At 53.4% G+C, this 26,266-nt stretch carries 21 protein-coding genes; 4 read left to right on the forward strand and 17 right to left on the reverse strand.

Annotation, left to right across the window (positions count from 1 at the left end; translation table 11 throughout):
* Positions 1 to 431: 431 nt before the first annotated feature.
* From ACFQ88_RS14935 to ACFQ88_RS14970, 8 genes are all read right to left on the reverse strand, one after another.
* A complete protein-coding gene (locus ACFQ88_RS14935) occupies positions 432 to 1,505 on the reverse strand; it encodes a Gfo/Idh/MocA family protein (RefSeq protein ID WP_379454617.1) in 1,074 nt (357 codons plus the stop codon).
* Between the two features lie 64 nt (positions 1,506 to 1,569).
* Positions 1,570 to 3,585: a methionine--tRNA ligase gene (gene metG, locus ACFQ88_RS14940; protein WP_379454618.1), complete on the reverse strand. Its 2,016-nt coding sequence runs from the start codon at positions 3,583 to 3,585 to the stop codon at positions 1,570 to 1,572.
* Positions 3,586 to 3,949: 364 nt separating this feature from the next.
* Entirely contained in the window at positions 3,950 to 4,198 is a 249-nt protein-coding gene (yidD, locus tag ACFQ88_RS14945) for a membrane protein insertion efficiency factor YidD (protein ID WP_239627225.1), read from the reverse strand.
* 261 nt (positions 4,199 to 4,459) lie between these two features.
* Positions 4,460 to 5,755 carry an ABC transporter substrate-binding protein gene (locus tag ACFQ88_RS14950; RefSeq protein ID WP_379454619.1) on the reverse strand — a complete coding sequence of 432 codons (1,296 nt, stop codon included), beginning with the start codon at positions 5,753 to 5,755 and terminating at the stop codon, positions 4,460 to 4,462.
* A 186-nt stretch (positions 5,756 to 5,941) separates the two neighbouring features.
* Entirely contained in the window at positions 5,942 to 7,351 is a 1,410-nt protein-coding gene (locus tag ACFQ88_RS14955; protein ID WP_379454620.1) for a sulfatase family protein, read from the reverse strand.
* Positions 7,352 to 7,370: 19 nt separating this feature from the next.
* Positions 7,371 to 9,029 (reverse strand): glycoside hydrolase domain-containing protein, encoded by a 1,659-nt coding sequence (locus ACFQ88_RS14960; RefSeq protein WP_379454621.1) that lies wholly within the window; start codon positions 9,027 to 9,029, stop codon positions 7,371 to 7,373.
* Positions 9,030 to 9,182: 153 nt separating this feature from the next.
* Positions 9,183 to 10,706, reverse strand: a complete 1,524-nt coding sequence (locus ACFQ88_RS14965) for a sulfatase family protein (RefSeq protein WP_379454622.1) — start codon at positions 10,704 to 10,706, stop codon at positions 9,183 to 9,185.
* Positions 10,707 to 10,963: 257 nt separating this feature from the next.
* Complete coding sequence (locus ACFQ88_RS14970; RefSeq protein WP_379454623.1) at positions 10,964 to 12,346, reverse strand: sulfatase family protein; 1,383 nt, start codon at positions 12,344 to 12,346, stop codon at positions 10,964 to 10,966.
* A 174-nt stretch (positions 12,347 to 12,520) separates the two neighbouring features.
* Here ACFQ88_RS14970 and ACFQ88_RS14975 point away from each other — a divergent pair, with 174 nt between their 5' ends.
* Complete coding sequence (locus ACFQ88_RS14975) at positions 12,521 to 13,384, forward strand: helix-turn-helix domain-containing protein (protein WP_379454624.1); 864 nt, start codon at positions 12,521 to 12,523, stop codon at positions 13,382 to 13,384.
* A 133-nt stretch (positions 13,385 to 13,517) separates the two neighbouring features.
* Here the strand turns inward: ACFQ88_RS14975 and ACFQ88_RS14980 are convergent, their stop codons facing one another.
* Genes ACFQ88_RS14980 through ACFQ88_RS14990 form a run of 3 tightly spaced genes read right to left on the reverse strand, consistent with a single transcriptional unit; the run spans position 13,518 to position 16,462 of the window.
* The gene (locus tag ACFQ88_RS14980; RefSeq protein WP_239627243.1) at positions 13,518 to 14,330 is read right to left on the reverse strand and encodes an inositol monophosphatase family protein; all 813 of its coding nucleotides are present in this window, start codon (positions 14,328 to 14,330) and stop codon (positions 13,518 to 13,520) included.
* Between the two features lie 29 nt (positions 14,331 to 14,359).
* Positions 14,360 to 15,682: a UDP-N-acetylglucosamine 1-carboxyvinyltransferase gene (murA, locus tag ACFQ88_RS14985; protein ID WP_239627245.1), complete on the reverse strand. Its 1,323-nt coding sequence runs from the start codon at positions 15,680 to 15,682 to the stop codon at positions 14,360 to 14,362.
* Between the two features lie 51 nt (positions 15,683 to 15,733).
* Complete coding sequence (locus tag ACFQ88_RS14990) at positions 15,734 to 16,462, reverse strand: FHA domain-containing protein (RefSeq protein WP_345774079.1); 729 nt, start codon at positions 16,460 to 16,462, stop codon at positions 15,734 to 15,736.
* Between the two features lie 240 nt (positions 16,463 to 16,702).
* Between ACFQ88_RS14990 and ACFQ88_RS14995 the strand changes: the two genes are divergently transcribed.
* Positions 16,703 to 17,557 (forward strand): heparin lyase I family protein, encoded by an 855-nt coding sequence (locus ACFQ88_RS14995; protein ID WP_379454625.1) that lies wholly within the window; start codon positions 16,703 to 16,705, stop codon positions 17,555 to 17,557.
* A gap of 181 nt (positions 17,558 to 17,738) precedes the next feature.
* Here ACFQ88_RS14995 and ACFQ88_RS15000 read toward each other — a convergent pair whose 3' ends face one another.
* The 6 genes from ACFQ88_RS15000 to ACFQ88_RS15025 all read right to left on the reverse strand — a co-directional run bounded on the left by ACFQ88_RS15000 (position 17,739) and on the right by ACFQ88_RS15025 (position 23,438).
* Positions 17,739 to 18,617 carry an aldo/keto reductase gene (locus ACFQ88_RS15000; RefSeq protein ID WP_379454626.1) on the reverse strand — a complete coding sequence of 293 codons (879 nt, stop codon included), beginning with the start codon at positions 18,615 to 18,617 and terminating at the stop codon, positions 17,739 to 17,741.
* A 94-nt stretch (positions 18,618 to 18,711) separates the two neighbouring features.
* Positions 18,712 to 20,730: a GTP-binding protein gene (locus tag ACFQ88_RS15005; RefSeq protein WP_379454627.1), complete on the reverse strand. Its 2,019-nt coding sequence runs from the start codon at positions 20,728 to 20,730 to the stop codon at positions 18,712 to 18,714.
* Positions 20,731 to 20,752: 22 nt separating this feature from the next.
* A complete protein-coding gene (locus ACFQ88_RS15010; protein WP_379454628.1) occupies positions 20,753 to 21,721 on the reverse strand; it encodes an aldo/keto reductase in 969 nt (322 codons plus the stop codon).
* 76 nt (positions 21,722 to 21,797) lie between these two features.
* The gene (locus tag ACFQ88_RS15015; RefSeq protein WP_239627258.1) at positions 21,798 to 22,205 is read right to left on the reverse strand and encodes a VOC family protein; all 408 of its coding nucleotides are present in this window, start codon (positions 22,203 to 22,205) and stop codon (positions 21,798 to 21,800) included.
* 385 nt (positions 22,206 to 22,590) lie between these two features.
* The gene (locus ACFQ88_RS15020) at positions 22,591 to 22,953 is read right to left on the reverse strand and encodes a hypothetical protein (protein ID WP_239627263.1); all 363 of its coding nucleotides are present in this window, start codon (positions 22,951 to 22,953) and stop codon (positions 22,591 to 22,593) included.
* Positions 22,954 to 23,261: 308 nt separating this feature from the next.
* Entirely contained in the window at positions 23,262 to 23,438 is a 177-nt protein-coding gene (locus tag ACFQ88_RS15025; protein ID WP_239627265.1) for a hypothetical protein, read from the reverse strand.
* Between the two features lie 265 nt (positions 23,439 to 23,703).
* Between ACFQ88_RS15025 and mgrA the strand changes: the two genes are divergently transcribed.
* Positions 23,704 to 24,693, forward strand: coding sequence for an L-glyceraldehyde 3-phosphate reductase (mgrA, locus tag ACFQ88_RS15030; RefSeq protein ID WP_379454629.1), 990 nt, complete (start codon positions 23,704 to 23,706; stop codon positions 24,691 to 24,693).
* Positions 24,694 to 24,855: 162 nt separating this feature from the next.
* Positions 24,856 to 26,265 carry a spore germination protein gene (locus tag ACFQ88_RS15035; protein ID WP_239627270.1) on the forward strand — a complete coding sequence of 470 codons (1,410 nt, stop codon included), beginning with the start codon at positions 24,856 to 24,858 and terminating at the stop codon, positions 26,263 to 26,265.
* Position 26,266 lies beyond the last annotated feature (1 nt).

Below are 26,266 nucleotides of genomic sequence, written 5' to 3' on the forward strand. Positions count from 1 at the left end.
TACAGCTGCCTGCGGCCTGCGGCGGGCCTTCTGTAAGTCGGTTTTTCCGACTTACAGCTCATTCTTGCGCCGCTTGCTGCCTCTGTTGCGCTCTGTAACGCGGTTTTTCCGCGTTACAGCTGTTCTTGGCCCGCGGCGGGCCTGCTGTAAGTCGGCTTTTCCGACTTACAGCTCTCTCTTGCGCCGCCTCTGTTGCGCTCTGTAACGCGGTTTTTCCGCGTTACAGCTGCCATCGGCCTGCGGGAGGCCTTCTGTAAGTCGGTTTTTCCGACTTACAGCTCTCTCTTGCGCCGCTTGCTGCCTCTGTTGCGCTCTGTAACGCGGTTTTTCCGCGTTACAGCTGCCCTCGACCTGCAGTGCGTGCAACAAAAAAACACCTGTCCTCCAGACCATCAAGGTCGGGAGGACAGGTGCTCTATGCAAAACAACGACTACTCTACGCGCACCGCTTGCAATTGCGCTTTCACGCAAAGCTCGCCCGCCTTGAAGGCATGCTCTTGCGTCATCGCAATTTCCGTACGGTTGATGCAGTCAAGGATCAGCTGGCCGAAGAACGGGAAGCCTACTTCGCCTCTCAACGAGAAATGCTTCTCGCCTTCTTTGTTGACGAGGTACAGATGGTCGCCCTTCGGATCGCGGGCGATATCGATGTACTTACGAATCTCGATGTACCCTTCGGTACCGAGAATCGTCGTCCGTCCGTCGCCCCAAGTGCCTAGACCAGCCGGGGTCAGCCAGTCAACGCGGAAATAGTTCGTCGCGCCATTGTCGGCAACGAGCGTTGCATCGCCGAAATCTTCAAGCTCCGGATAGTCCTTGCTGTTGTAGTTGGCAATTTTACTGTGCAGCACCGTTGCGTCTTTGGCTCCGGTGTAGTACAAGAACTGCTCGATTTGGTGGCTGCCGATGTCGCACAAAATGCCGCCGTAATTTTCATGCTTGAAGAACCAGTCCGGTCTCGAAGGCGCGTTCAGACGGTGAGGTCCGAAGCCGATAACCTGAACGACACGGCCGATAGCTCCCTGCTCGATTAACTGGCCGGCGAATACAGCGCTCTCTACATGCAGACGCTCGCTGTAGTAAACCATGTATTTCTTGCCGGTTTCTTTTACTTTAGCGCGAGCTTGTTCGATCTGCTCCAACGTTGTGAAAGGCGTCTTGTCCGTGAAGTAATCTTTGCCGTGATCCATAGCGCGAAGTCCCAAGGCACAACGCTCGGAAGGAACGGCAGCTCCAGCGATCAGCTTGATCGTCAGATCGTTCAAAATTTCTTCTTCGGAGGAAGCCGCTCTTGCTTGCGGATACTTTTTAATGAATGCTTCCACTTTGGCAGGGTCCCGATCGTACACAGCGACCAAGTCCGCACCCGCTTCGATCAAGCCGTTACACATACCGTAAATGTGGCCGTGGTCCAGAGCAATCGCGGCAAAAGCAAATTCGCCTTTCTCCACTACCTTGTTCGGTTTGCCCTGCGGTGCGTAGTTCATTCCATCATTGTTTTGCATAGATCAAAGCCTCCTGGTAAAAGAGTCATAAAATTTCATTATGAATTGTTAACGTGAACAATCCTCATTTTACCACAGATCCGTTAGGAAGTGCATCAGAAATTGTAGCTAAAGTCAATTGATCTCCGTGCGATGCCGCGAGGATCATTCCTTGGGACATTTCGCCGCGCAGCTTCACCGGCTTCAAGTTCGTTACGCAAATCACTTTGCGGCCAACCAATTGCTCCGGCGTGTAAAATTTCGCGATGCCGGAAACAACCTGACGGCGCTCTGTACCAAGATCGAGCTGCAGCTTGAGCAGCTTGTCGGCGCCTTTTACCGGCTCAGCGGCAAGCACTTCCGCTACTCGCAGATCGACCTTGAAGAAGTCGTCGATGGAAATTTCCTGCACGCCCTCGACAGCTTCCTCTTGCTTCGCCCCCTCGGCGCCTTTTTTGCCGGCTTCAGCCTTAACCGCCTTCGGAGCTTCCGCTTCAGGCTCAGCAGAAGCAGCTGTTCCGCCCATAGCTTCCGCAATATAGGCGACTTCCTTCTCAACCTCGAGCCGCGGGAACATCACTTCGCCCTTCTCTACGCGCGTTCCGCTTGGCAGCGCTCCGAACACATGAATCGAATCCCATGCAGTGAGCGGTCCTTCCTGGATCCCGAGCTGCTGCCACATTTTGTGCGGCGTTTGGGTCATGAAAGGCTGAAGCATAACAGAGGCGATGCGTAGAGATTCCGCCAGACTATACAGCACGGAGCCGAGCGTCGGACGTTTGCCTTCGTCTTTGACCAGCGCCCACGGCTGCGTCTCGTCGATATATTTGTTCGTCCGGCTGACCATTTGCCAGATCGCGCCCAGCGCAACGGAGAACTCCATGTTTTCCATCGCTTCCTCTACCTTACGAACCGTCGTTTCCACAGTCTCAAGCAATGCGGCGTCGAATTCCGTCGCCCCTTGAATATATTCCGGGATGGTACCGCCGAAATATTTGTCAATCATGACGACAGTACGGCTGAGCAAGTTGCCCAGATCATTCGCCAAGTCGAAATTGATCCGCTCCACGAAGCTTTCCGGGGTGAACGTGCCGTCCGAGCCGAAAGGAACTTCGCGCAGCAGGTAATAACGGAGCGCGTCCAAGCCGTAGCGGTCGATCAAAGTGACCGGATCTACAACGTTTCCTTTGGACTTCGACATTTTGCCGTCCTTCATCAGCAGCCAACCGTGCCCGAACACCTTCTTAGGCAGCGGCAAATCCAGCGCCATCAGCATAATCGGCCAGTAAATCGTATGGAAACGGATAATTTCCTTACCTACCAGATGAACATCCGCCGGCCAATACGTCCGGAATTTGCTATCATCGTCGCTGCCGTAACCGAGCGCCGTAATGTAGTTGGACAGTGCGTCGATCCATACATAAATGACATGCTTCGGATCGTTAGGCACTTTGACGCCCCAATCGAACGTAGTCCGAGATACGGCCAAATCTTCTAGACCCGGCTTGATGAAATTGTTGATCATCTCGTTTTTGCGCGATTCCGGCTGGATGAAGTCCGGATTGTCTTCATAATATTTCAGCAAACGGTCCGCATATTTGCTCATCCGGAAGAAATAGCTCTCTTCCTTGATCAGCTCGACGGGACGCCCGCAGTCCGGACAGTGGCCGTCCACCAGCTTGTTTTCGGGGAAAAACGATTCGCACGGCGTACAATACCAGCCCTCGTATGTGCCCAAATAAATGTCGTCCTGCTCGATCAGACGGGCGAAAATTTTCTCCACGGACAGCGTATGCCGAGGCTCGGTCGTCCGAATGAAGTCGTCGTACGAAATGTCCAGCTTGTTCCACAGCTCCTTGATGCCCGCAACGATGTTATCGACGAATTGCTGAGGCGTCACGCCTTTTTCCTGCGCCTTGCGCTCGATTTTTTGCCCGTGCTCGTCCGTACCTGTCAAGTACATCACGTTGTAGCCGCGAAGCCGTTTGTAACGGGACATTGCATCCCCCGCCACCGTCGTGTAAGCATGGCCGATATGCAGCTTGTCGCTCGGATAATAAATCGGCGTGGTAATGTAAAACGATTTTTGTTGATTCGTCATTTTCCATCTCTCTCCTTCATCATCAAATGAATGCAAAAAAGCCCCGTCCAACTTGGGACGAGAGCTTGAACTCACGCGGTACCACCCAACTTCCCACGCTTCATGTCACGCACGAAGCAAGGCTCAGCAGTCTATAGCGACTTTCCGTTAACGCCGGAACAGCGACGACGGCTCATCTGCATGCAGACGCACTTCACTCTGCAGCGCTCGCCATCGTATACCTCCGGGACCATATTCCTCCGCTTGGATTAACCGGTTCTCAGCTTCTCCGGCTCTCTGTGTAATCCGCTGCAAAGTACTCATCCGTTCATCGGTTGCAATGCTATAAGGTTAAAGAAAATATATCGAATTCAACCGGCCTCTGTCAAGTTGGTCCGTGCTCCGTGGTGCTTTTGTCGGCTGCAGGAGGAACGTAGTCGATGCCCCCGGGATGAAACGGATGGCACTTGCATACCCTCTTGACCGTCAGCCAGCTGCCCTTGAGCGGACCGTGGATTTCCAAGGCGTCGAGCGCATATTGGGAGCAGGTGGGATAAAACCGGCACGTCGGCGGCTTCAACGGTGAAATAAACTTGCGATAAAACGTAACGCCGCCCATCAGCACTCGTTTCATATTAAATCTCCCTCCGCTCATCGACATCACGGATGCAGCCCCGCACATCCTGTCTCATAATGATGCCTGAACGTTATGCGGGAGTCAAGCAGCAGCTGCAGCGGCACTAGACAGTCTTCGCTCAACTTACTCGAACACAGCTGTCCATGGCTAAAAGCTTCCTGCGCCTTACCAATCCCGGTCTCTCCTGTTGTGCGTCTGCACTCTCAACTGCTGTCTACTCCAACACTGTAAACTGACGCAGCATTTTGCAACCCTCGATTACTTTTTCATCGGGGCTACATCCTTGACGGCCCCTTCCTGCGCCTCGCGCAATGCGGTAACGGCGTCTTTTTCGCCTGCTGCGATGGCATTAAAAGCCGTGTTCATTCGTTTTGCGATGACATCGTCAAACTTGGTTACGAAGGAAGGCATCGCCCGCTCTTTCGGGAAAAAAGCTTGGACATTCTTGCCCTTGAAGTTCCGACCGCTGGCCGGATCGGCTGCTTGCCCGAACGCCTGAATCACATCCGAGCTTCGTACGATCGGCAGCGTCCCCGCCTTCGAAATTTTCATCTGATAGGAGTCCGACGTCAGCGCGGCCAATATTTCGAATGCCTGATCTTTATGCTTACTCGTGCTCGATAAGTTCATATAGGTAGCGTAATCCTGCGTACCGATTCCCGGAGCCTCCTTGAAGGTCGGCATCGTGACCATGTCCCAGCTGTCGAAATCCCAGCGGCCGATCTGATAAGCCATCATCGCGACCGTTTTTTCCTTGCCGAACATATCCGTGTTCGCCTTCGCATTGCCCGGAATTTGCGCGAACCTGGTGAAATTTTCCATAAACAGCTTGAACTTGTCGTCGGCGATCTGCACGTTCTGCGTCTTCGGATTATAGTAAGAAAGCGAGAGCTGGTTCGTGTTGTACATAAACGGATAACGGGTTGCAAACCCGTAATATTGGGTACCACTATCCTCGCGCGTCAGCTTTTTGGCCAGCTCGTACGTTTCGTCCCACGTCATGCCGTCCTTCGGATAGGGCACGCCGAATTTATCGAATATATCTTTATTGTAAAAGAGAGCAGTAGGAGCGCTCGCCACCGGGAAGCCGTAGATACCGCCGCCGAACTGTTTCTGAAATTCAATGGCATTCGGGACGAGACGGCTAATATCGTAATTGTGCTTCTTGATCAGCTCGCTCATATCGTACAGCAAATTCGTTTCCGCCAGCAGCGGATAAGAGAATACGGAGTTGACGATCAGATCGACATCTTGCCCGGAGACGATCAGCTCGTTCGGCGTCGTTCCTTTTCCGGTGGCAATGAATTTGATCGTTACATGAGGAAATTTCTCCTTAATTTCTTTGCCCATATCGCTTTCCATAAATGCTTCCGCCGTAGCCGTCGAATTCGATGCGTTATAGACGACAATCTCCACGGGCTCTTTGCTGTCTTTTTTCGGTGCCGCTTCGGGAGAAGGCGGGCTCGACGCCCCGTTGCAAGCGGTTACAAATATAATCGTCGCTGCTCCCATCCCGAACACTGCATTCCGTTTTGCCACATAATTTCTATTCATATGTACTACCCCCAATAATTTAGTTTTTCTATATGTTTAATTTGATATATTCAAACATAGCAGCAGACCTATTACCCTGAAGCTGACGAACGACAGCAGCACCCGCCAGCTCCATTGCAATACGCTATGATTTCGGAAAGTTAAGCGCCGAGCACATTCCTATTTCCTAATGGCTAATTGACTCCGCTATTCTAGTACAAAAGGATCCTCCAGCTTCTCGAGCCAGCCCTTCAATTGCTGCTCCAGCTGCACGGCCGGTCCTTCTAAAGGACACGCTTCGAACCGAACCGGATGCTGCTGATACGGATCCTGCTCATTATCGTACAGCAGCCGCTGCAGGGCAGCGTCTCCGAAGCTTCGCTTGGCTACATACGTGTAACGTTCCGTCCGGACCCCTCTCCAGCCGAAAGCGTTAACGTTCAAGCCCTGCTCCGCTGCTTTCCGATGCTCCTCCAAACCGCCCGGATAGTGGCAGATGAAAGCCGATTCCGGCCTGCTGTCTCCCTTGCCGAGGAGCACGGAGGATAAATCCGTTCCCTGTACCCGATCCGGAACCGGGATATCCATTAATCCAAGAAGCGTTGGCACCAGATCTGAGCTGTTCAGAAGACAGTTGTCCGCTCCCGGCTGAATTTTGCCCGGGTACCGAAGCAGGAACGGCACGCCGATCGATTCCTCGTACCATATGTTTTTGTGCTCGAGCCAGCCGTGAGACCCCATCATCTCGCCATGATCGGACGTCAGCACGACGATCGTATCGTCGGCCAAGCCTTCGTCCTCCAGCGTCTGAAGCAGTCTTGCGAACTGGTCGTCCGTCGCCGTCACCGCGGCAAAATAATTGCGCAGATGCTGCTCCGCCTGAGCCGTACCCTCTCCCTGTACATTGGGTCGGAAGGTGACTTGCCGGTCCGCATACATTTCCTTGTAACTGTCAGGCACTTGCTCGAACGGCTGGTGAGGAGGGTTCCAGGACACATACAGGCAGAACGGCTGCTCTTGGTTGCGGTTTTTGATAAAATCGATCGCTACGTCCGTCTCATGCTTCGTCGACCACTCGCCGGGCTCTGTCATCTGCGGCGTATCACGCCAGTAATGCGGAGCCATATGCCGGTCGTAGGCGTTGTACGAGTACCAGTAATCGAAACCGAAACGGCGCGGCCCCGGTGGTATGTAAGCATCCCAATGCCTTGCTCCCGATGCCGGTTCCGGGTCGGAGCACTGCTCCGGCAGGTCCAGATGCCATTTCCCGATATAGCCGGTCTGGTATCCTTCTTCCTTTAAGATATTGCCTATCGTCCTCTCGTCGTCATTCATTTTCACGTCCAGGCCTAATTTGCAATTCGACGTTACCCCTGTCGACAGCGGGTACCGTCCGGTCAGCATGACCGAGCGGTTAGGAGAGCAGAGCGGAAAACAGCTGATAGCATTGTTCACAGCCAGACTCTCCTGCGCGAACCGGTCGATGACAGGCGTCATCACCTCATCCTCATTGCGGAACCCAACCGCCTGCTTTCTCCATTGGTCCGGGAACACAAACAGTAAATTGGGCTTGTTCTTCTTACTCGTACTTGTATTCGTATTCGTTGTAGCACTCATGGTATCGTCTCCAAGCTGTTTATTGAACTGCGGCCACGTGCTGCGTAATCGCACGGTTGATTTGCTCTCTTTTTTCCAGCAGCCATTCCATAGACCGCGGGTATTCACTGAATGTAATCGGTTGATCCAAGCCCTCTTCGAGCATAGCTACAACCTGATCCCGGCCGATAAAGCTCTCGAGCAGCTGAAGCGCCCGCAAATCCTGAAGCGCTTCGTAAAATACTTCCATCCGGATCGATTCGATAGGACCGTCCTCACCCGGATACACAAGGAATGCGTCTCCCGACGGGAACGAATGGTCCGCATCCGTAATCTGAAACGGATTGATCGGCCTTTTGGAATATTGCGAAAACCAGAAATTATAGCCCCAATGCAAAAATCCTTCGGCATCGAACTTATACAGCTGCATTCCGATAATCCGGTTGCGTGCGGAAGGCATATTGAAAAAACGGTTTGAAACTAAATTGCGCTGCGAAACGCAGTAATACGTCCATAACGGCTTGACACCGTTTTCAATAAACGGCTCGATATGATTGTTCGCCGGTATGGGCAGCTGCACGAGCCCTTGCTCATAAAATGCGTAGTCCGACAAGGCATCGATAATCGGGAACGATCCGAGATGCTTCTTCGTAAATTCGCTGATACTGCGGTACTGCTCCATATCCTGAATTCGAGGCTCATCGGAGTTGTGGAAGTAGCTCCGCTCCGTCAGATCGTTATCTTTAATAAACACGAGGAGCTCCTGAATAAATTGCGTCAAGAAGCTGCGGTATTCCTCGCTGTTGGCATCCGTCTCCCAGCCGAACAGCTTGCGGTATTCGCCGTTTTCGGAAGCCACAATTTTGGGTGCATGCTTAGCCCCCCATTGCGTGAACAGATGAGAGAATTCAAAGTATTGAATACCCCGCTCCGTGCACAAATCGACCCAGCGCTTCAGCTTATCGAAGCCGAACTTGTAAGAAGATCCCGTCTTCTCGACATCTACGAGCTGAACGGTCGGCCTCTCGGCACCGATAGCCGTATCAAGCGGCGGAGTGAACACCGGCGTCAGAATCATGTTTATTCCGTGACGAGCCGCCGTATCGACGAATTGATCGATGAGCTCCCAATGCCGTTCGGAGAAGACTTCAACGCCGTAATGGACAGCCAGACAGTCCACGTGAAACCATTCCGTATGCTTCAGCTTTTGATCCGGGAGCAAAGCGGGCAACACTTCTAGCTCCAGTCGTTCGGAGCTGAGCACTCCACCATCGGCATTTAGGAAATCGATAGCGATCTCATACGCCCCCGGCGCCACTTGCTCGTTCAACGCTACCGTTACCCACAGCGATCGCCACTGACCCGGAAACAGGACCAGCCCTTCCGTACCGTCCAACGGAAATAGCGGATCGGGATACAGCCCGGGCGTCGTGCGCAGCACATGGTGATCCGCATCGTGCATCCAAGGCATCTCCGACGGAACAAGCTCAACCGTTCTAAGCGAAATGATCTCCTTCAGCTCGGAACGCACCTGAACCTGTACCGATTTCAGCAGCATCGAGGAGCGGTACGCCACCTGAAAAGAATACGTTTCATTGCCGAATGCGCTTGCACTTGTGAACGAAGGCTGCAGCAGCTCCTCATCGGCAAATACTTTGGACAATGAGCTTAACGTTCTGGTTTTCAATACAAGAGACATAGAACCTTACCCTCCTATGACATCCATGGACGCCGGAGCTTGCTTGCGCAGCTGCCGGACGCCTGTTGTCAGATTAATGAAATGGACTTTCTTTGTCTATATGCTATATTTAGCGGCATATGCGATATTTGCTGTTATGCCGGAAATCCGTTGTCAGGCGTGGGAAACTCTCGGCATCGGCATCGGCTCCTTGCCAAGCTCGGCCCAAATGTATTTCAGCATGAGCTCCATTTTCAATTCGTGATACCGCTCGTCATGCCACAGATTTCTTACTTCCCCGGGGTCCTCCTCAAGGTCGAACAGCTCTCCGTACGTTTGGTTGTAATACACCGTCAATTTATACCGCCGATCTACATACGTCTTATGATGGATGGTTCTCGGCTCGTGGCGGAATTCACAGATGACATGGTCTCGCGATTCGGCGGACTTACCCGTCCAAACTTCGGTCTGATCCACTCCCGTCATGGCAGGAGACACCGGTTGGCCGGCAAACGATAAAAACGTAGGTGCGAGATCCACCAAAGACTGCATCGCATCGGATACTTCGCCGGCAGGCACGTGCCCCGGGTATTTGACGAGGAACGGCACCTTGATCAAATCCTCGTAATGGAAGCCGCCCTTGGCTTGCAGACCGTGATGGCCGAAGAAATGGCCGTGATCGGTAGTAAAAATGACGATCGTGTTGTCGCTTAATCCAAGCTCATCGAGGCGATCCAATATGGAGCCGATGTATTTATCCATGAAGCTGATCATCCCGTAATAGACAGCCACCGCCTTCTTGTGCTGCTCCTCGGTCATTTTGACATGGGAGTGGTAGCCGTGGATACCGAAGCCGGTTTCCTTATAAGCGGAAAAGTCAGGCTCGCGCTGCTGCGTCAAGCCGAAATGCGGCGGATTGTGCTCGTGCTCACCCGGCGTCATGTGCGGGATCGTCAACTGCTCCGGATCATACATGCTCGCCCACGGCTCGGGAACGAGATAAGGCGGGTGCGGATCGGGAAAGCTCGCCCACAGGAAGAAGGCGTCGTCCTTGTCCTTGTACTCGCCGAGCAGCTCGTTCGTCCTCTCGGCAATCCACGTATTGTAGTGGTACTCTTCCGGAATCGGCCAATGAAACATCGCTTCCGGATCCATCGTGCCTATCGGAGGCGTGAAATAATCGCGCCAGTTCGCACAGCCCCGCTCCTCCATCCACAATGCGTAGTGCTGGCCGACAAGCCACTCGTTCGTATGGTTGCGGACCATCTCCGCCCGCTCAAACCCATAGTACGGTCCCGTAAACTGCCTCCAGAAGTCAAAATCGTGCAGCTTCTCCCTGCCCTCCAGCGACGAATACTGCTCCGTCGAACCGATCGGCTGAAAATGGGCTTTGCCGATCAGCGCCGTCCGGTATCCGGCATCCATCAGCAGGTCGCCTACCGTCTGGCGATCCTCCAGCAGCTTCGTTCCCAATGTCCAGGCGCCGTGCTGGCTCGGGTACATGCCGGTCACGATGGACGCCCGGGTCGGCGTGCAGGTAGGATTCGGGCAGTAGGCTCTGCTGAACATGGTCCCCTCATTTACCATTCGGTCGAGGTTCGGCGTTTGCAATTCCGGGTTGAAGGCTCCGATCGTATTCCAATGCTGCTGATCGCTCGTTATTAACAGGATGTTGGGGCGATTGTTCGTACTGCTCATGCTGCCTCCTCGTTTCCTTTTGATAGTTTGTAGTTCCTACTACCACTATATCGGGTATGATCCGTATTCTACAATGACGTATTGTCATCTTTTATTTTGCATTTTGTAAGGTATACAGCAAAAGACAAATACATTGTGCCTTCTGGAATAAAGAAAGGCTTGCATGAAAACAAGCCTCCATAACTCTTAACCGAGTCTTTTGGAGGCTTGTTCCGAAGGTCCAGCCTACTTACGCTCCGCGCGGCATTAGAACCTTATTACATATAGGCTTGCTTCCCTTTCCCGCGGGTACCGGCCAGCGTCAGCTGACCTCCCCCTTGTACCGGCTCGCGGACGCCGTCCAGCTCGGGATTGACATAGCGGACGAACCAGGCGTCAAGCTCCGCTTTTAATTGTGCGCGGTGCTCTGCAGTAATGCCTTCTTCGCTTTTGAGAAGATTGTGCCGCTCCTCCGGATCGTTCACCAAATCATACAGCTCATGCGGGCCGTACGGGTACCGGTGGATGTATTTCCACTGCTTGCTGCGGATCATGCGGACGGGACCGTATTCGTCGAAGACGAAGACATGCTCTCGTCCCTCAAACGGCTCCCCGCGAAGTAAGGGAGCAAAGCTGCTGCCCGGCAGGTCGATGGCAGGTTCACAGCCAAACCCGAGATAGTCAAGCAGCGTCGGCATGAAATCGTACCCGCTTACCATAGCGGGGCAAACCTCTCCTGCGGGAATCGTGCCCGGCTGGCTGAAAATAGCGGGAACCTTCACCGACGTATCGTACATATTTTGCGGGAACGTGCCGTTGCCTTTGCCCCAGAAGCCGTGATGGCCGCAGTTGAAGCCGTTATCGCCCATGAATACGATCAGCGTATTCTCGCGCATCCCTTTTTGCTCCAGCTTGTCGATCAATCGGCCGATTTGCATATCCATCGCCGTCACGGCGGCATAATAGCCCTTCAAATTTTCCCGCCAATCGCTGCCCCACGGCGCATCTGGAATCGTCCATGGGTGCGGTTGTTCCTGCGGGCAGGACTCGAAAGCGCAATCGTCATACAGCGCTACGATCTCCTCAGGATGGTTCCCGATCCACGGGCTGTGCGGTGCGGTATAATGAACGCTTAAATAAAACGGCTGTTCACCGGTCTGCCGGTCCAAAAATTGCAGCGCATCGTCCGTTATCACTTCCGTCAAATAGCCCGGTTCCTGCACAGGCTGCCCGTCGCGAATCATCGGTGCATTGTAGTACGGGCTTCCTCCCGATTGATGGACGTACCAATGGGTAAAGCCCATCTGCGGCGTCATGCTGTCGCCGAGATGCCATTTGCCGCTAAGCCCGCAGGTATAGCCGTTGGCGGCCAAAACTTCGGTATAGGCGGTTTGCCCCGCCAAATAGGCAATGGCGTCGCTGCCCATGTTGCCTTCGCGAATCCAGTCGTGCACGCCGTGCTGAGACGGGATGCGTCCCGTCAGAAGCGAGGCTCTGGCGGGAGAACAAACGGGGGACGTACAAAAAAAGTTATCGAAACGGATGCCGGTCGCAGCCAGCCGGTCCATATGGGGTGTTCGGATTTCGCTGTTGCCTGCGCAGCCCATCGCCCAGGCTCCCTGATCGTCGGAAAGAATGAATAAAACGTTGGTAGGCTTCATCGTGTAAGGGTCCCTTCCTTTTTGCATAGGGTATGTTGTCTAGCACCACTATAGCGCTATACCCGGGCATGGACAATGACAATATGTCCGATCCGCTTTGCATTTTGTAAGGTTGCTTATATACTAAGCTTATACCGGAAGTATGAATCTCTTAAAAAACGGAGCAACGAGCCCATGCAGGAATATACACAGGAGTTTGCCGAAAATTTATACTTTACTCCCGACGAGACCGATCTGTCGCTGGGACTCTGGCTGATGCGGACGGGACGCAATATCGCCAAGCCGAATTACAATGCAGGCCCGAGAACGCTCGGACATTACAGCATGCATTTTATAAGGGCGGGCTCTGTCCTGTTTCAATACGACGATCAGACGATCCGGCTGGAGAAAGGCGATGTGTTCTGCCTCTTCCCCCATCTTTCCTATCATTACCGTCCCGCCGATTTCGCCGTCCCGCTGGAAATGACCTGGGTCGGCTTCGCAGGCTCGCAGGCGGCAGGGCTGCTGTCCCTAGTCGGCATTCATCCCGGCGTCCCTTATGCTACTAGCGTTCTGTCGACGGAAGTGGAATTGACGCTGCAGCATTTTTGGTCGGCTGGAGCGCTCCGCACCGGCAAGCCCCGGCTGAAGTTCCTCAGTCTGTTGTATCAGCTGTTCGATCAGTTGGACCCGCGCAAAGACAATCACGCGCCGCAGCGGGACACGCAGAAGGAATGGATCCGCAAGAGTCTTGACTACATGAACACCCATTATTCCGAAAATATCGATGTCAACCATATTGCCAAGCTCGTAGGGATTCATCGGACGTATTTTTCCAAAGTATTCACCGAGCATCTGGGCATTACGCCGCTGAAATATTTGCTGAAGCTCAAGATGAATAAAGCGATGCAGCTGCTGAAGGAAACGCCGCTTACCGTGACGGAAATCGCCCTGAGCTTGAGCTATTCGGACACGGCTTCCTTCTCCCGCTCCTTCAGCCTCTACTTCGGGAATCCTCCGACCCATTATCGGAAGCAGACTTCAACATCCAAGAAGTGATGACTGGTGACACAGCGATACCGTACCTTCAGGGACTATTCCTATATGGTGAAAAAAAGACGGCAAGCGCTCCTGAGCGCTTGCCGTTGTGTTTGGTTGAGCTGAGCAACCTTTGCGCAGCCAATGAGATGGATTATAGCGGTGTTTCCACTGCCAGCCCTTCCTGCACCAGCTTCAGCATCGCTTCCTTGCGGTCAGGCGGGCAAGCGACGATATACGGCTCCGGGTTCATGCCTTCAAAAGGACGGCCCTCGAAGTCCATCACCAGTCCTCCCGCCTCGCGGACGAGCAGCACGCCGGAATACAGGTCGTCCCCTTCCGAATTGTACAGCACAATGCCGTCAATCTGCCCTTGGGCCAGCATCGCCCATTGCATGGTAGGAGCCCACAGCCGCAGCAGCCGCTTGCTGCTGCTTTCCAAATGGTGGCGCAAGCCGGAGGCACGCATATCGTGCTGGACCTTATGCCCTTGAATCCAGCCGATAGTGAGCCGTGAAGGCACCGGTTTCGGCGGGATCGCAAGCAGCGTGTCGTTGCATGTCGCCCCTCTGGAGCGGTTCGCCACATACAGCTTGTCCTGCATCGTATCGTAGATGACGCCCAATACCGGCTCGGATCGATAAATCAGCGTAATCGACACGCCGAATACCGGCAGCCCTATCGCAAAATTGTTCGTACCGTCCAGCGGATCGACAAGCCACAGCCAGTCTCCCTCTACTCCGGACCATCCCGACTCCTCGCTGCGGATCTGGTGCTCCGGGAATATCGCGCGAATGCTGTGCAGGATGATCTGTTCCGCCAACAAATCGGCCTCCGTCAGCAAATCCCCGCTTTCATCCTTCTCCTTCACCGCAATGCCTTGCTGAAACAGATTTCGCGCCACGGCCCCCGCCGCTTTCGCCGCCTGAACCGCAACTTCTTCAGCCAATAACAAGGTTGATTCCATATGCAAACGTATCCTCCCTCAACCAAGCATCATGATTGCCGCATTTGGTGAAACGTATCCAGCTCTTGCGAGCTGTCGGACAGCTCCGCGTACGAGATGCGCGCTCCGAGAGAGCGGAATAAGCCAATCGGGTCTTCGTACCCCCGCTCAATATGCTCTACACCGGTAATCGTTGTCGTCCCTTCCGCCGCCAAACCGGCGAGCAGAAGACAAGTGCCCGCTCGTACATCGGTAGCGTGCACCCAACTGCCGGTGAGCGGCGAACCGCCTTTAATAAAGGCGCTTTCCTTGCGCAGCGACACCTCCGCACCCAACCGTTTCAGCTGTGCAATATGATTGAATCTTTGCGGAAAGACGCGCTCCGTAACGATACTTTTGCCGTGGGCTTGCGTCAGGAGCGCGGTGAGCGGCTGCTGCAAATCCGTAGCGAAGCCCGGATACATGCCGGTTCTCACCCTTGTCGCACGCAAACGCCCGAAGGAAGCAGCAGTAACGCTTTGATCGCCTATTTCAATGTCTAATCCAATTTCTCTTAATTTAGATAGGCAGGAGCCCATATGCTCGGGAATGACATTCGTCACGGTGACGCTGCCACCATTCATCCCGGCCGCCATTAGAAAGGAGCCGGCGATCAGCCGATCGGGAATGACCGTATACAAGCCGCCTCCCAGATACGGCACACCGTCGATACGGATTTGATCGGTTCCCGCACCGACAATTTTGGCTCCGAGCTGGTTGAGGAAGTTAGCCGTATCCACAACCTCCGGGTCCATAGCAGCGTTCATCAGCCTCGTTCTTCCTTTGGCCCGCACGGCGGCCAGCATGAGATTGATCGTGGCGCCAGATGTGATCGTATCGAAATAAACGTCCGCCCCGCGAAGCTCCTTTGCCTCGACTACATAATGATCGTTGTGGAACGTAAACTCCGCTCCCATCGTCCGCAGCCCTTTGATATGCTGATCGATGGGTCTGGATACGAAATCGTCGCCCCCGGGAAATCCTACGGTAACCTTGCCGAATTTGGCCAGCAATGCCCCTACGAAATAATAGGAGGACCGGTAGGCTGAAGATTTGCCCGGATCGATGGTAGCGCTATGAATAAACCGGGGGTCGATCCTCATGCTGCCCGAAGGCTCGCGATCTATGGTTAAGCCGATATCTTTGCCGATTTGGCGAATAAGTCGGAAATCGTTGTTGTTGGGAATCCCTTCCATTGTCACCGCTGCATCCGCAAGGCAGCAAGCGGCTAACAGCGCCTGGGAGCTGTTTTTGGAGCCTTGTATGGACACCGATCCGTTAAGGGGACCGGACGTTTGTACCTGGATAACCTTCACCGTCGTTCCTACTTTCATATATGGGATGCGATTCTTGGTCCTTTGCAAAGCAAGCGGCAGCCGCTCCGTTCAATCCTTCTCCAGTACATACCCGCTGCCGCGAACGGCGCTTATGGTGAATGTGTCTTTTCCGTACTTTTTACGGATTCGGTAGATTAGTGCGTTTAATTCATCCATGCTGACATCCGGAATGCCATCGGAATCGGACGTCCTTTCCGGCCATACCGTCTTTTTGATCTCTTCAAAAGGAACCAGCTGATTCGCATGGTCATGGAGCAGCTTAATCAGACCGTACTCTTTTTCCGACATCGCGATCCGCTGTCCATCCACCGTGCATTCTCTTTTTTCCCAATTGATCGAGAACCCTAAATCCTGGAAGTTGAATTGCTGAGTTAAACTGATCGGCTCGAACTCGAGCGTCTGGTCGGCGAATAGGTAGGAAAAATGGATGACGACCATGCCCTTCGCCAGCTTAATAATATCGAAGGCTTGCAGCGGATACGGCTTATGAGGCTCAATAAGCACTCCGTTAATCTCCGTTCCATGCCTGCTGCCCATGTCGTATAAAATGGCTTTCTCCCCTTCTTTGCGAATCATCAGATGCTTGCGGGAAATAAAAGCATTGGTAAATGCGAGGTCCGGGGTATCGTCGTTGGAAAAACGCCCGACAACCCACTCATTAGGGCCTAAATTAATACAGGTTCCTGCGCGATGAGGCTCTCCACGTATGATGTATAGACAAGCGTAAGTTTCCAGCTGAGTTCCCTCCGTTTTGTCTTCCTTGAAACGCTGTTGTATTGCATTGGTAAAGTATAAGTAAAGATATGTACCCTTTCTATTTTACCTCATTTGAGCCGTTTTTGATAATGCCCCTTCACTAACAGATCAGTAACAACTGACTGACGCGAGTTAGGCAGCTCTAATGTAAGTAAGCAATCCAGTGACAATAGTCAGCAAAAGAGACATAGTGATGGAAACGCTTCAACGGTATAATCAAATCGTTATCATATCAGGTTCCGGGAACGGGAGGATCCAGCCATGCTTAAACAAGCCAAAAAATCATTAAGCATCATGACTTTAATCGGATTGGTAAGCGCTTGCAATACAGTTGCGTCAGCAGCACCCAACCGCTACATCGACGCCGAAAGCGCAAGCATCAACAGCACCACCTTGACATTGACGGACAACGGGAAAAATTACGTGCATATCAAAAAAGGCGAATTCGTCACTCCGTGGATTAGCCCGAGCCAGTACTATAGAGGAACGCATGCGATCGGGTTCGAGATGAATCCGACCTCGGGTACGGCGCCTGACGGCCAGTCGATGGACAAGAGCAATTACCGGGTCATTGCCGGGAACGAGGCGGACGCGCTTGGATTTTTGCAAGACAAATATACGGGATTTGCTGTCAAGCTGGAGAGCAATTTCGATTTGCCCGAAAAGCCGGTGCAGCTGTTCCAATGGTGGCAAGGCAGCCCGTTCTCGCCGCCTCTCGAACTGAGAGTGAAGCCGAATTCAACCGACTATGAGTTCGTCTACCGCAACGATACAACGGGCAGAGGACCGACCGCCGCTAAGGTACTGTATACCGGGACCATGACCAAAGGCGAGTGGCTCACCTTCGTCGTCTACACCCGCATGAGCACAACGTCAGACACAGAAACCGGCAAGATCAAAATTTGGGTGAACGGCACGCTCGTCAAAGACTGGGACGGGGATGTCGGCTATGATTCCACGGTCGATTATTACTATAAGGACGCGTATTACCGCTCCAATCCGAAATTCGATATCTTCTTCGGGCTGTACCGCGATAGACAGATGAAGCACCATAAGGCCATGTTCGATCAAATCAAGTTCGGTACAAGCTATGCCGACGTCGATCCGGATCAATAAGTCATGCTAATTAACCATTCCTAAAAGTGCTTCGCTTTGGCTTCGATTTATGGAAAGGAAGCAGCAAAAAAGCCCCCATCGCCCGTTATCAGGCGGAAAGGAGGCTTTTTTTATAAGATCGTCAGCGCAGCTTGCAATCGCATGCGTCGTTGATCGTCCGATGGCTGGAGCGGACCAAGATTTACGCGATGGAAGTCGGCGAACCGAAGGGCGAGCTGTATCCGCTAATCGCACTCAGTATCCGCATCGCTTCCTCATCGCTCATTCCCCCGAACCGTTCTACCGCATCGACAATGCGAGGGAACAAATGGATATCCCCGGCGCTGGCGAATCCGGAAATACCCGGGAACGACAAGACGAAATGAACACAGGCGTCAATAATGTCCTGACTGTCAAACGGCTCATACCAGGTCGCGTACGAGCGCTGCTGCTGCTCGCCCCACGGACCTTTGGCAATCGCCTTGATAACTCTTACTGCCGTTTGCTGCCGCCCCGCCTCTTCCACAAGCTCGTCAAACGGCTGACGGTACTCAGGCAGCGAGTACAAATAATAATTGAGCGGCAGCAGCACCGTGTCAAACGGAAACCGCCGCAGCGCCTCCAAATGGGTTACCGGGGCAAGATGGCCGTGACCGGTTATGCCGATCGCTTTGACAATACCTTCCTCCTTCGCCTCCAGCAGCGCTTCGAGTGCGCCTCCCTTCGCCGTGCATTTATCCAGCTCCTCGATCGTTCCGACGGCATGCAGCTGGATTAGATCGACACTATCGGTCTGGAGCCGTTCCAGCGAGCGGTGAATTTGCGCTTTGGCCTGCTCCCTCGACCGTTCGCCGGTTTTGGTCGCCAAAAAAATGTCATTGCGGATTCGCGGCATCCACGGACCCATTCTGACTTCCGCCTCGCCGTAGCTTGCCGCCGTATCGAAATGATTCACGCCATGCTGTAAGGCGTACGAAATCGAAGCGTCGGCCTCCTCCTGGCTAACGGAGCCGAGACTTGCGGCACCGAACATGACGACTGAGCTTAGATGTCCCAAACGACCTACTTGACGTTGCAGCATAATAGGTAGCCTCCTTAAGTTCGATTCAATTTTTTTTGCGGAATGCAGAAAGGTCTTTGTTCATTGAGAGCGATCACTACGATCTCTATGATCATTACGATCGCTGCGAGCCTAACGCGTTTCTCATGCTTAGGATATACTTGGACGTATCCAACGGATTAACGCCTCTCCTTGGACGTACGGCTTCCGTACCCGGAGGGCATTCCCTGTAGCCGTCGAACCGTGCAGCGAACGTGCCTCTGCCGCCGGTAAGCGTGCTCAGCTTCACGGGAAATTCCAGCGAGCTTGCGACAGGGACGGTGCCTTCCACCATGAATCGTTCCCCCGTAATCACCGGGTAGTCGAAAATAGCTCTCATGAGCGTCAGCTCATGCATAATTTTGCCGTTCGCTTCCTCCGGAGCGGTAAGGCGAAAGCGGATATACGGCTCCAGAAGCGCCGTTCCGGTTCGAGCCAAGCCGTCCATGATGCCCATAGGCGTAGCGAGTACGAAGTCGAGCGGGTGCGTATGCCAGACATGATGCTCCCCTTCGATCAGCGTCACCTTGAGATCGGTAACCTCCCAGTTGTTAAGGCCTTGCTGGAGCGCTTCCGGAACCCTCCGTGCCACCTCGTTCTGATAGCTCGGCAGCAGCTTCTCGGGCTTGACCATCGAGGAATAGACGAGCCCGCTCCCACGTTCCCCGGGCTCGATATGGAATTTCAATATCGCCCAGCAGGGCTTGGGCATCGTGTAGGCTACGAAGCCGATCCCTTCGCGGGACGGCGTCTCTTTGTAAATAACGGTCGGCTGGCCGAAGACCGGATGAAGTCCGAAGCGGCTGTGCAGCACATGCGTGAGCACCTCCAGCTGGATCGGTCCCATGATCTTGATGTGCAGCTCCCGCTCATTTTGATGCCACTGCAAATCCAGCAGAGGATCTTCCTCTGCCAGCTCCTGCAGCGCCGCAACGAGCTGCGGATATTCCGCGCCGTTCGCCGGAAGCACCTGGACCGTGAGAAGCGGCTCCGTCAACCGGTGTCCGGGAGCGATCCCTTCCCCGCTGCCAATGATGTCGCCGATGCGGACCTGGCTTAGTCCGCAAACGCCGGCGATATCGCCGGCTTCCAGCATCCCGACATCCTCGTGCTGCCCTGCATGGATTTTGCGGATTTGCGTTACTTTCTCGTCAACACCGAGCGTCGAATTGCGGACGACATCGCGGTTGCGGACGGTTCCGCCGAACAGCCGGATCAGCGCGATTTTGCCCATGACCTTATCCCGCTCCAGCCGGAATACGATGCCGGACAGCGGATCATCCTTCCTGCCTGCGGGCGGAGGCAGCAGCTCTACGATGGCATCCATCAGCTCGGGGATGCCGATTCCTTTGCTCGCTGCGCCGAACATTACGGGAAACAGCTGCGACTGCGCCGTTAGGGCGATCAGACGGTCGTACAGCTCGTCGTCCGGGACGAGACGGCCATTGACGAAATCGTCCAGCAGCTGCTCGTCGTGCTCAGCAAGCTTTTCCCATAAGGCGTCGTAATCCTCCTGCCTGGACTGCTCTCCGCGTGTCAATGCTCCGCCTTCCTGCCTATACCAAAGCCGGTCCACGGCATGAAAATCGGCTTCCTCGCCCGTAAATCGCTGTATGACAGCGATGTCGGCCGACAAGTATTTTCGGATCTCTCCCATGACGCGTTCGGCACTGGCGCCGATCCGGTCCATCTTGTTAATAAAAATCAAGGTCGGTATGCCGAGCGAACGCATTGCGTTCCAGAGCGTCTCGGTATGCGCCTGAACGCCTTCCACCGCGGAGACGATAAGGATCGCACCGTCCAATATGCGTAGGGATCGTTCGACCTCGGAGGAGAAGTCGACGTGGCCCGGCGTATCGATCAGGTTGATCGTACAGTCCTTCCACCGGAAAGCCGTCGAAGCGGCTCGCACGGAGATGCCCCGCTCCCGCTCGACATCCAGCCAGTCCGTCTGGGCGGTTCCGGCATCCACCCGGCCGAGGCTGCGAATGCGGCCGCTTTCGAACAGCATATGCTCCGTCGTCGTCGTTTTGCCGGCATCTACGTGGGCGACGATACCCACATTTCGAATCGTGTTGGTTGTCTGTGTACTCATGCTGCCGCTAGCCGGCGTCACCTCATCTTTCTTCGCTGCGGTCGGTAGCCGGCGGCGGCTCGATGGAGAGCGCGGATATTTCCTTGCGCCACTCCTCCGTCATGTTGATCTCAAGCGCAGCAAGCGAAGGCTCCAGCTGCTCCACGTTGCGAGCCCCGATAATTGGCGCTGTAATAGCCGGATGGCTCATGACCCAAGCGATGGCTAGTGTAGCCGGATGTACTTCGCGCTCCAGCGCGTATTCGGCGAACTTTTCGGCGATATCGTAATACGCAGGATCCCCGTAGCGCTGGATGTAATTTTTTTGCTCGACCAGCCGGCCCTGTTCAGGCTTGCGGTCCTTCGTATATTTCCCTGTCAACAAGCCGCCTCCAAGCGGACTGTAGCTAATAACGCCTATCTGCTCCGATTCGGCCAACGGCAATATTTCAACCTCCGCTTGCCGCTTCGCCAAATTGTACATCGGCTGGATGCACTCGAACCGGGCAAGTCCCGCTTTGTCCGCGATGCCTTGCGCCTTCGCAATTTGCCATGCGGACCAGTTGCTCACAGCGGGATGCAATATTTTGCCTTGGCGCTGCAAATCGTCGAGCGCGCGCAGCGTCTCCTCCATCGGCGTACGCGGGTCGAAATGGTGCACGAAGTACAAATCGAGCCGATCCGTACCGAGCCGCTTCAGACTTTGCTCTACAGCGAGCATGATGTGCCTACGGGACAAGCCCCGCTGATTGACATCTTGTCCTACCGGAAAATTCACTTTGGAAGTGAGCACGATCTCATCCCGGCAGTCGGCGATACACCGGCCCAATATTTCCTCCGACACGCCTTTGTTGTATACATTCGCGCAATCGAAGAAGTTGATGCCCGCTTCCCGCGCGCGACGGAACATCGCTTTCGACTCGGCTTCGTCCGCCGGTCCTCCGAAAGACATCGTACCAAAGCATAGGCTGGACACCTGAATGCCGGTTTTTCCTAATGTCCGATACTCCATGATCCGACTCCTCCTAATTCTCCATTTGTTTACTATATCATGATCTTGCTCTATCCCAAAAAAGCGGTTGCAATGATTAACTGTTCATTTGCGGCGATCCCGGCATCATCTGCATAAACTCGATCCGGTTGCCGTCCGGGTCTTTCGCCCAGCACTGATAGTTCGTATCCTTCCCCTGCTTCGGCTCTACATCCAGCGGGACGCCGTTGCGCTTCAGATGCTCCGCGATTTCGTATATGTCCTCAACCTCAAGACAAAGATGGTTGAAGCCGATCGGCTTCTGGACCGGCTCCGGCTTATTCAATCCGCCGTAAAACAATTCGATAAACTGCCCTTCGCACACTTTCAAATAGACGATCCACGGCTTATCCTCCGCATCGTGCAGCTCGAACGCCTTGGTAAAGCCGAGCACATCGCAGTAGAAATGCAGCGATCGTTCCATATGTTCCACCGTAAGCGCCAAATGACCGATTTGCTTGATCAAATCCGTTCCGCCTCCTTCAGCTTGTCACTTCATTCCCATCATATAAAAAAATCGCCTGAAATATAAGGAGTGAAAAAGAGTACATTAAGTTACTTTCAGGTAAGGAGGGGAAGAAAAAGACCGTTCTATCCCCTGGGAACATAAGCCCAAGGAAGAGAACGATCTTCGCAGCCAACTCATTCAATCTTTTTCAAATAACACAGCCCTAATTAAGATTCCGTTCTGAAGGCATGGACCAGCATCCACGTCCCGCTTGTCTTGACTAGCTTGATCGTATGGGTACCCGCAGAAAGCCCGGATTTGAAAAAAAAAGCCTGTTGAGTTAATCAACAGGCTTTCAGCGCACGGGGGGGCGCCATGATATATCATCCAACCGTACAAACGGTTAACGAATTTTTTTGCGGCTTATCTTTTTGAGCTTCTTCCCGCTTCTCAAGCTGGACGTCGTTGCTTTGGCGCCTCCGAAGGCACCGATCATCTTGAATATCGGGCCCATTTGCTGAAACAATTTGAACATCTGCTGCGCTTTAGTCATAAAGGAAATAATGCCGTCAATTCCACCGAAACCGCCTAATAAAGAGGCACGTGCCGCAGGTTCGGCAGCAGCGGCTGAAGCCGCCGAAGGGCCTTCGCTTACCGATACCGGGATGTCCCTCTCTTCAATCAATATCCTCCTGGCGCCGGCAGATGACATGATCATACTGTCTTCGATAATGGAGCCTCTTCGCACCTTCCGCTTTTGCTTCATGCTGCTAGGGCTCTTTTTCGCTGACAATACCATTGCCTTCCTCGTTTTGGATAAGGATGTTTTTTTCATGCGGATCCCTTTCCTTTACATTATCCTTGTTTTCCACGACTTCAACCTGTACTCCATCCTACTTGTCTCTGCAGGATAGACTATGCAGCGGCGGGCACAAGCGTATGGATTCCTGTCCTTCTGTCCGGTAATTGTGCGGGTGTCCTTAGCCCCAAAAAAAGAGCGGCTCGTCAGACGACGGCCACTCTTTCCGAAGAGAAAACATGTATACAACCGGATGCAGGAACTCCCCGCAATCCTTACGAAGGAAGCGTTACCCAACCTTTATAGATCGAGTAGTAGAACAGGAAGGAGGCTACGAATCCGAGCAGCAGCATGAGGACCCCGAATTTCGTTCTTTTTTGGAAAAACAGGACCAGCGCACCGCTAAAAAGCGACCCCATAATAAGGATGAACAAGATGAACAATACAATCATTGCAGGGAATTCTCCTTTAATCTCTCATCTATCGAATGGCAACCATATCTATCTTACTTTACCATCTTTTAAGTAAAAATCCAAAGTCAAACGTGTGACGACGCTGTCGCTGATTCTCAGTTACCTAAACGTTACTTAGTCAAAACAATGTGCGTACTTTTCCTGTCGCCTATCTTTTCATATACTGTTAACGAAACACTTGATGCAGTACATCCATGCCAAGCCTTATTCCCAACAGCGAAAATTGATTAGGAGGACTTTCAACGTGACTTATCAAGCGGATACAAACCGATACAAAGAAATGAAATATAACCGGAGCGGAAGATCCGGTCTGCTTCTGCCGGCTATCTCGTTAGGGCTTTGGCACAACTTCGGCGGCGTCGATACATTCGAGAACGGCCGCGCCATGGTCAGAAGAGCGTTCGATCTCGGCATCACGCATTTTGACCTTGCCAACAACTACGGACCTCCTCCCGGTTCGGCGGAAGAGATGTTCGGCAAGCTTCTCCGGACGGACCTCGCGCCTTACCGTGACGAGCTCATCATCTCCACCAAAGCCGGACACCGGATGTGGGCCGGACCTTACGGCGAATGGGGCTCGCGCAAAAACCTGCTCTCGAGCCTTGATCAAAGCTTGAAGCGCATGGGACTGGAGTATGTAGACATCTTCTATTCGCACCGGTTCGATCCGGACACTCCGTTGGAAGAAACCATGATGGCGCTGGATCAGGCCGTCCGTCAAGGCAAAGCGCTCTATGTCGGCATTTCCCAGTACAAGCCGGATAAAACCGAGGAAGCCATCCGTATTCTTAAAGAGCTTGGTACCCCGCTCTTGATTCATCAGCCGGTCTACTCCATGCTCAACAGATGGATTGAGGATGACTTGCAGGATGTGCTTCAGGAGCATGGCGTCGGCAGCATCGCCTTCTGCCCTCTGGCACAAGGCCTGCTCACCAGCAAATATTTGAACGGGATTCCGGAAGGCTCCCGTGCGGCAAAGCCATCTACGTTCCTTAAGGAAGGCGACGTGACGGAGGACAAAGTCGCCAAAGCGCGCAAGTTAAACGAGATTGCTGCTCAGCGCGGTCAAAGCCTCGCCCAGATGTCTCTAGCCTGGGTACTGCGGGAAGGACGCGTCACCTCGGCATTGATCGGAGCGAGCCGCCCCGGCCAAATCGAAGAAAATGTCGCCGCTTTGGCCAACCTGGAATTTTCGAGCGAAGAATTGGCGGCGATCGACGCTATTGTAAACTAATATCATCCATTACGGCAGACAAGCATATCGCTTGATCTGCCTTTTCTTTTTCCATTAGTTCCAATTCCATCCAATAAGCTAAACATTTCTTAAGCTTTATGGCATAAAATGGGCGGCATTACCTCATACTACCCCATATCATTGGCTGGAGGACTTATATAGATGATATGGGTTGAAGAATTACGCAAGCACCTGTCACAGAACTCCGACATGACGTTTCGTCCGATAATTGTAAATGGCAGCATAATGACGTTGGTCTATATTGCCGGACTCGTTGAGGACAGCTACGTACAGGAGAAAATTATCCCGAAGCTGTTTCATGACGAGTCTTTCGACACGTTCGAGGCCTTCGATAAAACCCAATTGGATGAGGCGATAGAAGCCCTTTTCTATGGATTCATTCTAGTTGTCTCCGAAACGAGCTCTTTCGCCTACCAGGTGAACGGCCAAGGAATGCAAGGGCGTTCCATCCAGGAGCCCAGCAGTGAAAATACGGTGCGCGGACCCCGCGACGGATTCGTGGAATCGATTTCAACGAACCTTTCCCTGATCCGCAGACGCTACCCTAGCCGCCATCTTCAAGTGCGAATTTCCAAGAAAGGCACGCGAACCCAAACCAAGGTAGCTCTGATCTACATAGATGATATAGTCAATCCCGAGCTGCTGCAGGAGGTTCAACGACGGCTCGATACGATGGATGTGGATGAAGTGCTGGACAGCGGAACAGTCGAGCAATGGATCGAGGACAGCTGGTATTCTCCGTTTCCGCAAGCTCAGTATACGGAGCAGCCCGCAAGAGTGGTTGCAGCCCTATCCGAAGGCCGAATGGCCATCGTGGTAGACGGCACTCCCATCGTTCTTCTTGTCCCCGTAACATTCTCCATGCTGTTTCAAGCCATGGACGATTACTCCGAACGGTGGATGGTCGGCAGCGCCATACGGCTGATTCGGTTCATTGCCGGTTTTATTGCGCTCATGCTTCCTTCCTTGTACATCGCGCTGCTATCGTTTCACCCGGGCATGGTCCCTACCGGTCTCACCCTCTCCATTGCTGCAGGAAGAGCGGATGTGCCTTTCCCAAGCATTATGGAGGCTATTATGATGGAAGCTACGCTAGAAATGCTGCGCGAAGCGGGCTTGCGTCTTCCCCGCTTTATCGGGCAAACCATCGGCATCGTCGGCGGTTTGGTTATCGGTCAGTCTGCTGTCGAAGCGGGCATAGTCAGCCCAGCGATGGTCGTCGTCGTAGCTCTGACGGCAATCTGCTCTTTCCTTCTGCCGGCTTACAATGCGGCGATCGCAATCCGGCTGCTCCGCTTTCCATTAATGTTCCTTTCAGGCACGTTGGGCTTGCTTGGATTAATCCTTGGATTAATGGCGATTGCCGCTCATCTCGTCTCTTTAAAATCGTTCGGCATCAATTACTTCTCGCCGTTTGCTCCTTACCATATTAGGGATTGGAAGGATACGGCCATCCGGGCGCCTCTGCCCCTGTTGAAGACCCGGCCTGCTGTATTGCAAACGCTGGACGGAAAGCGGGCTAACAATACCAAACGGAAAAAGGGGTGGTGAA

Origin of the sequence: Paenibacillus sp. NPDC056579 (genome assembly GCF_042793215.1) — a bacterium.
Classification (GTDB): Bacteria; Bacillota; Bacilli; order Paenibacillales; family NBRC-103111; genus Paenibacillus_S.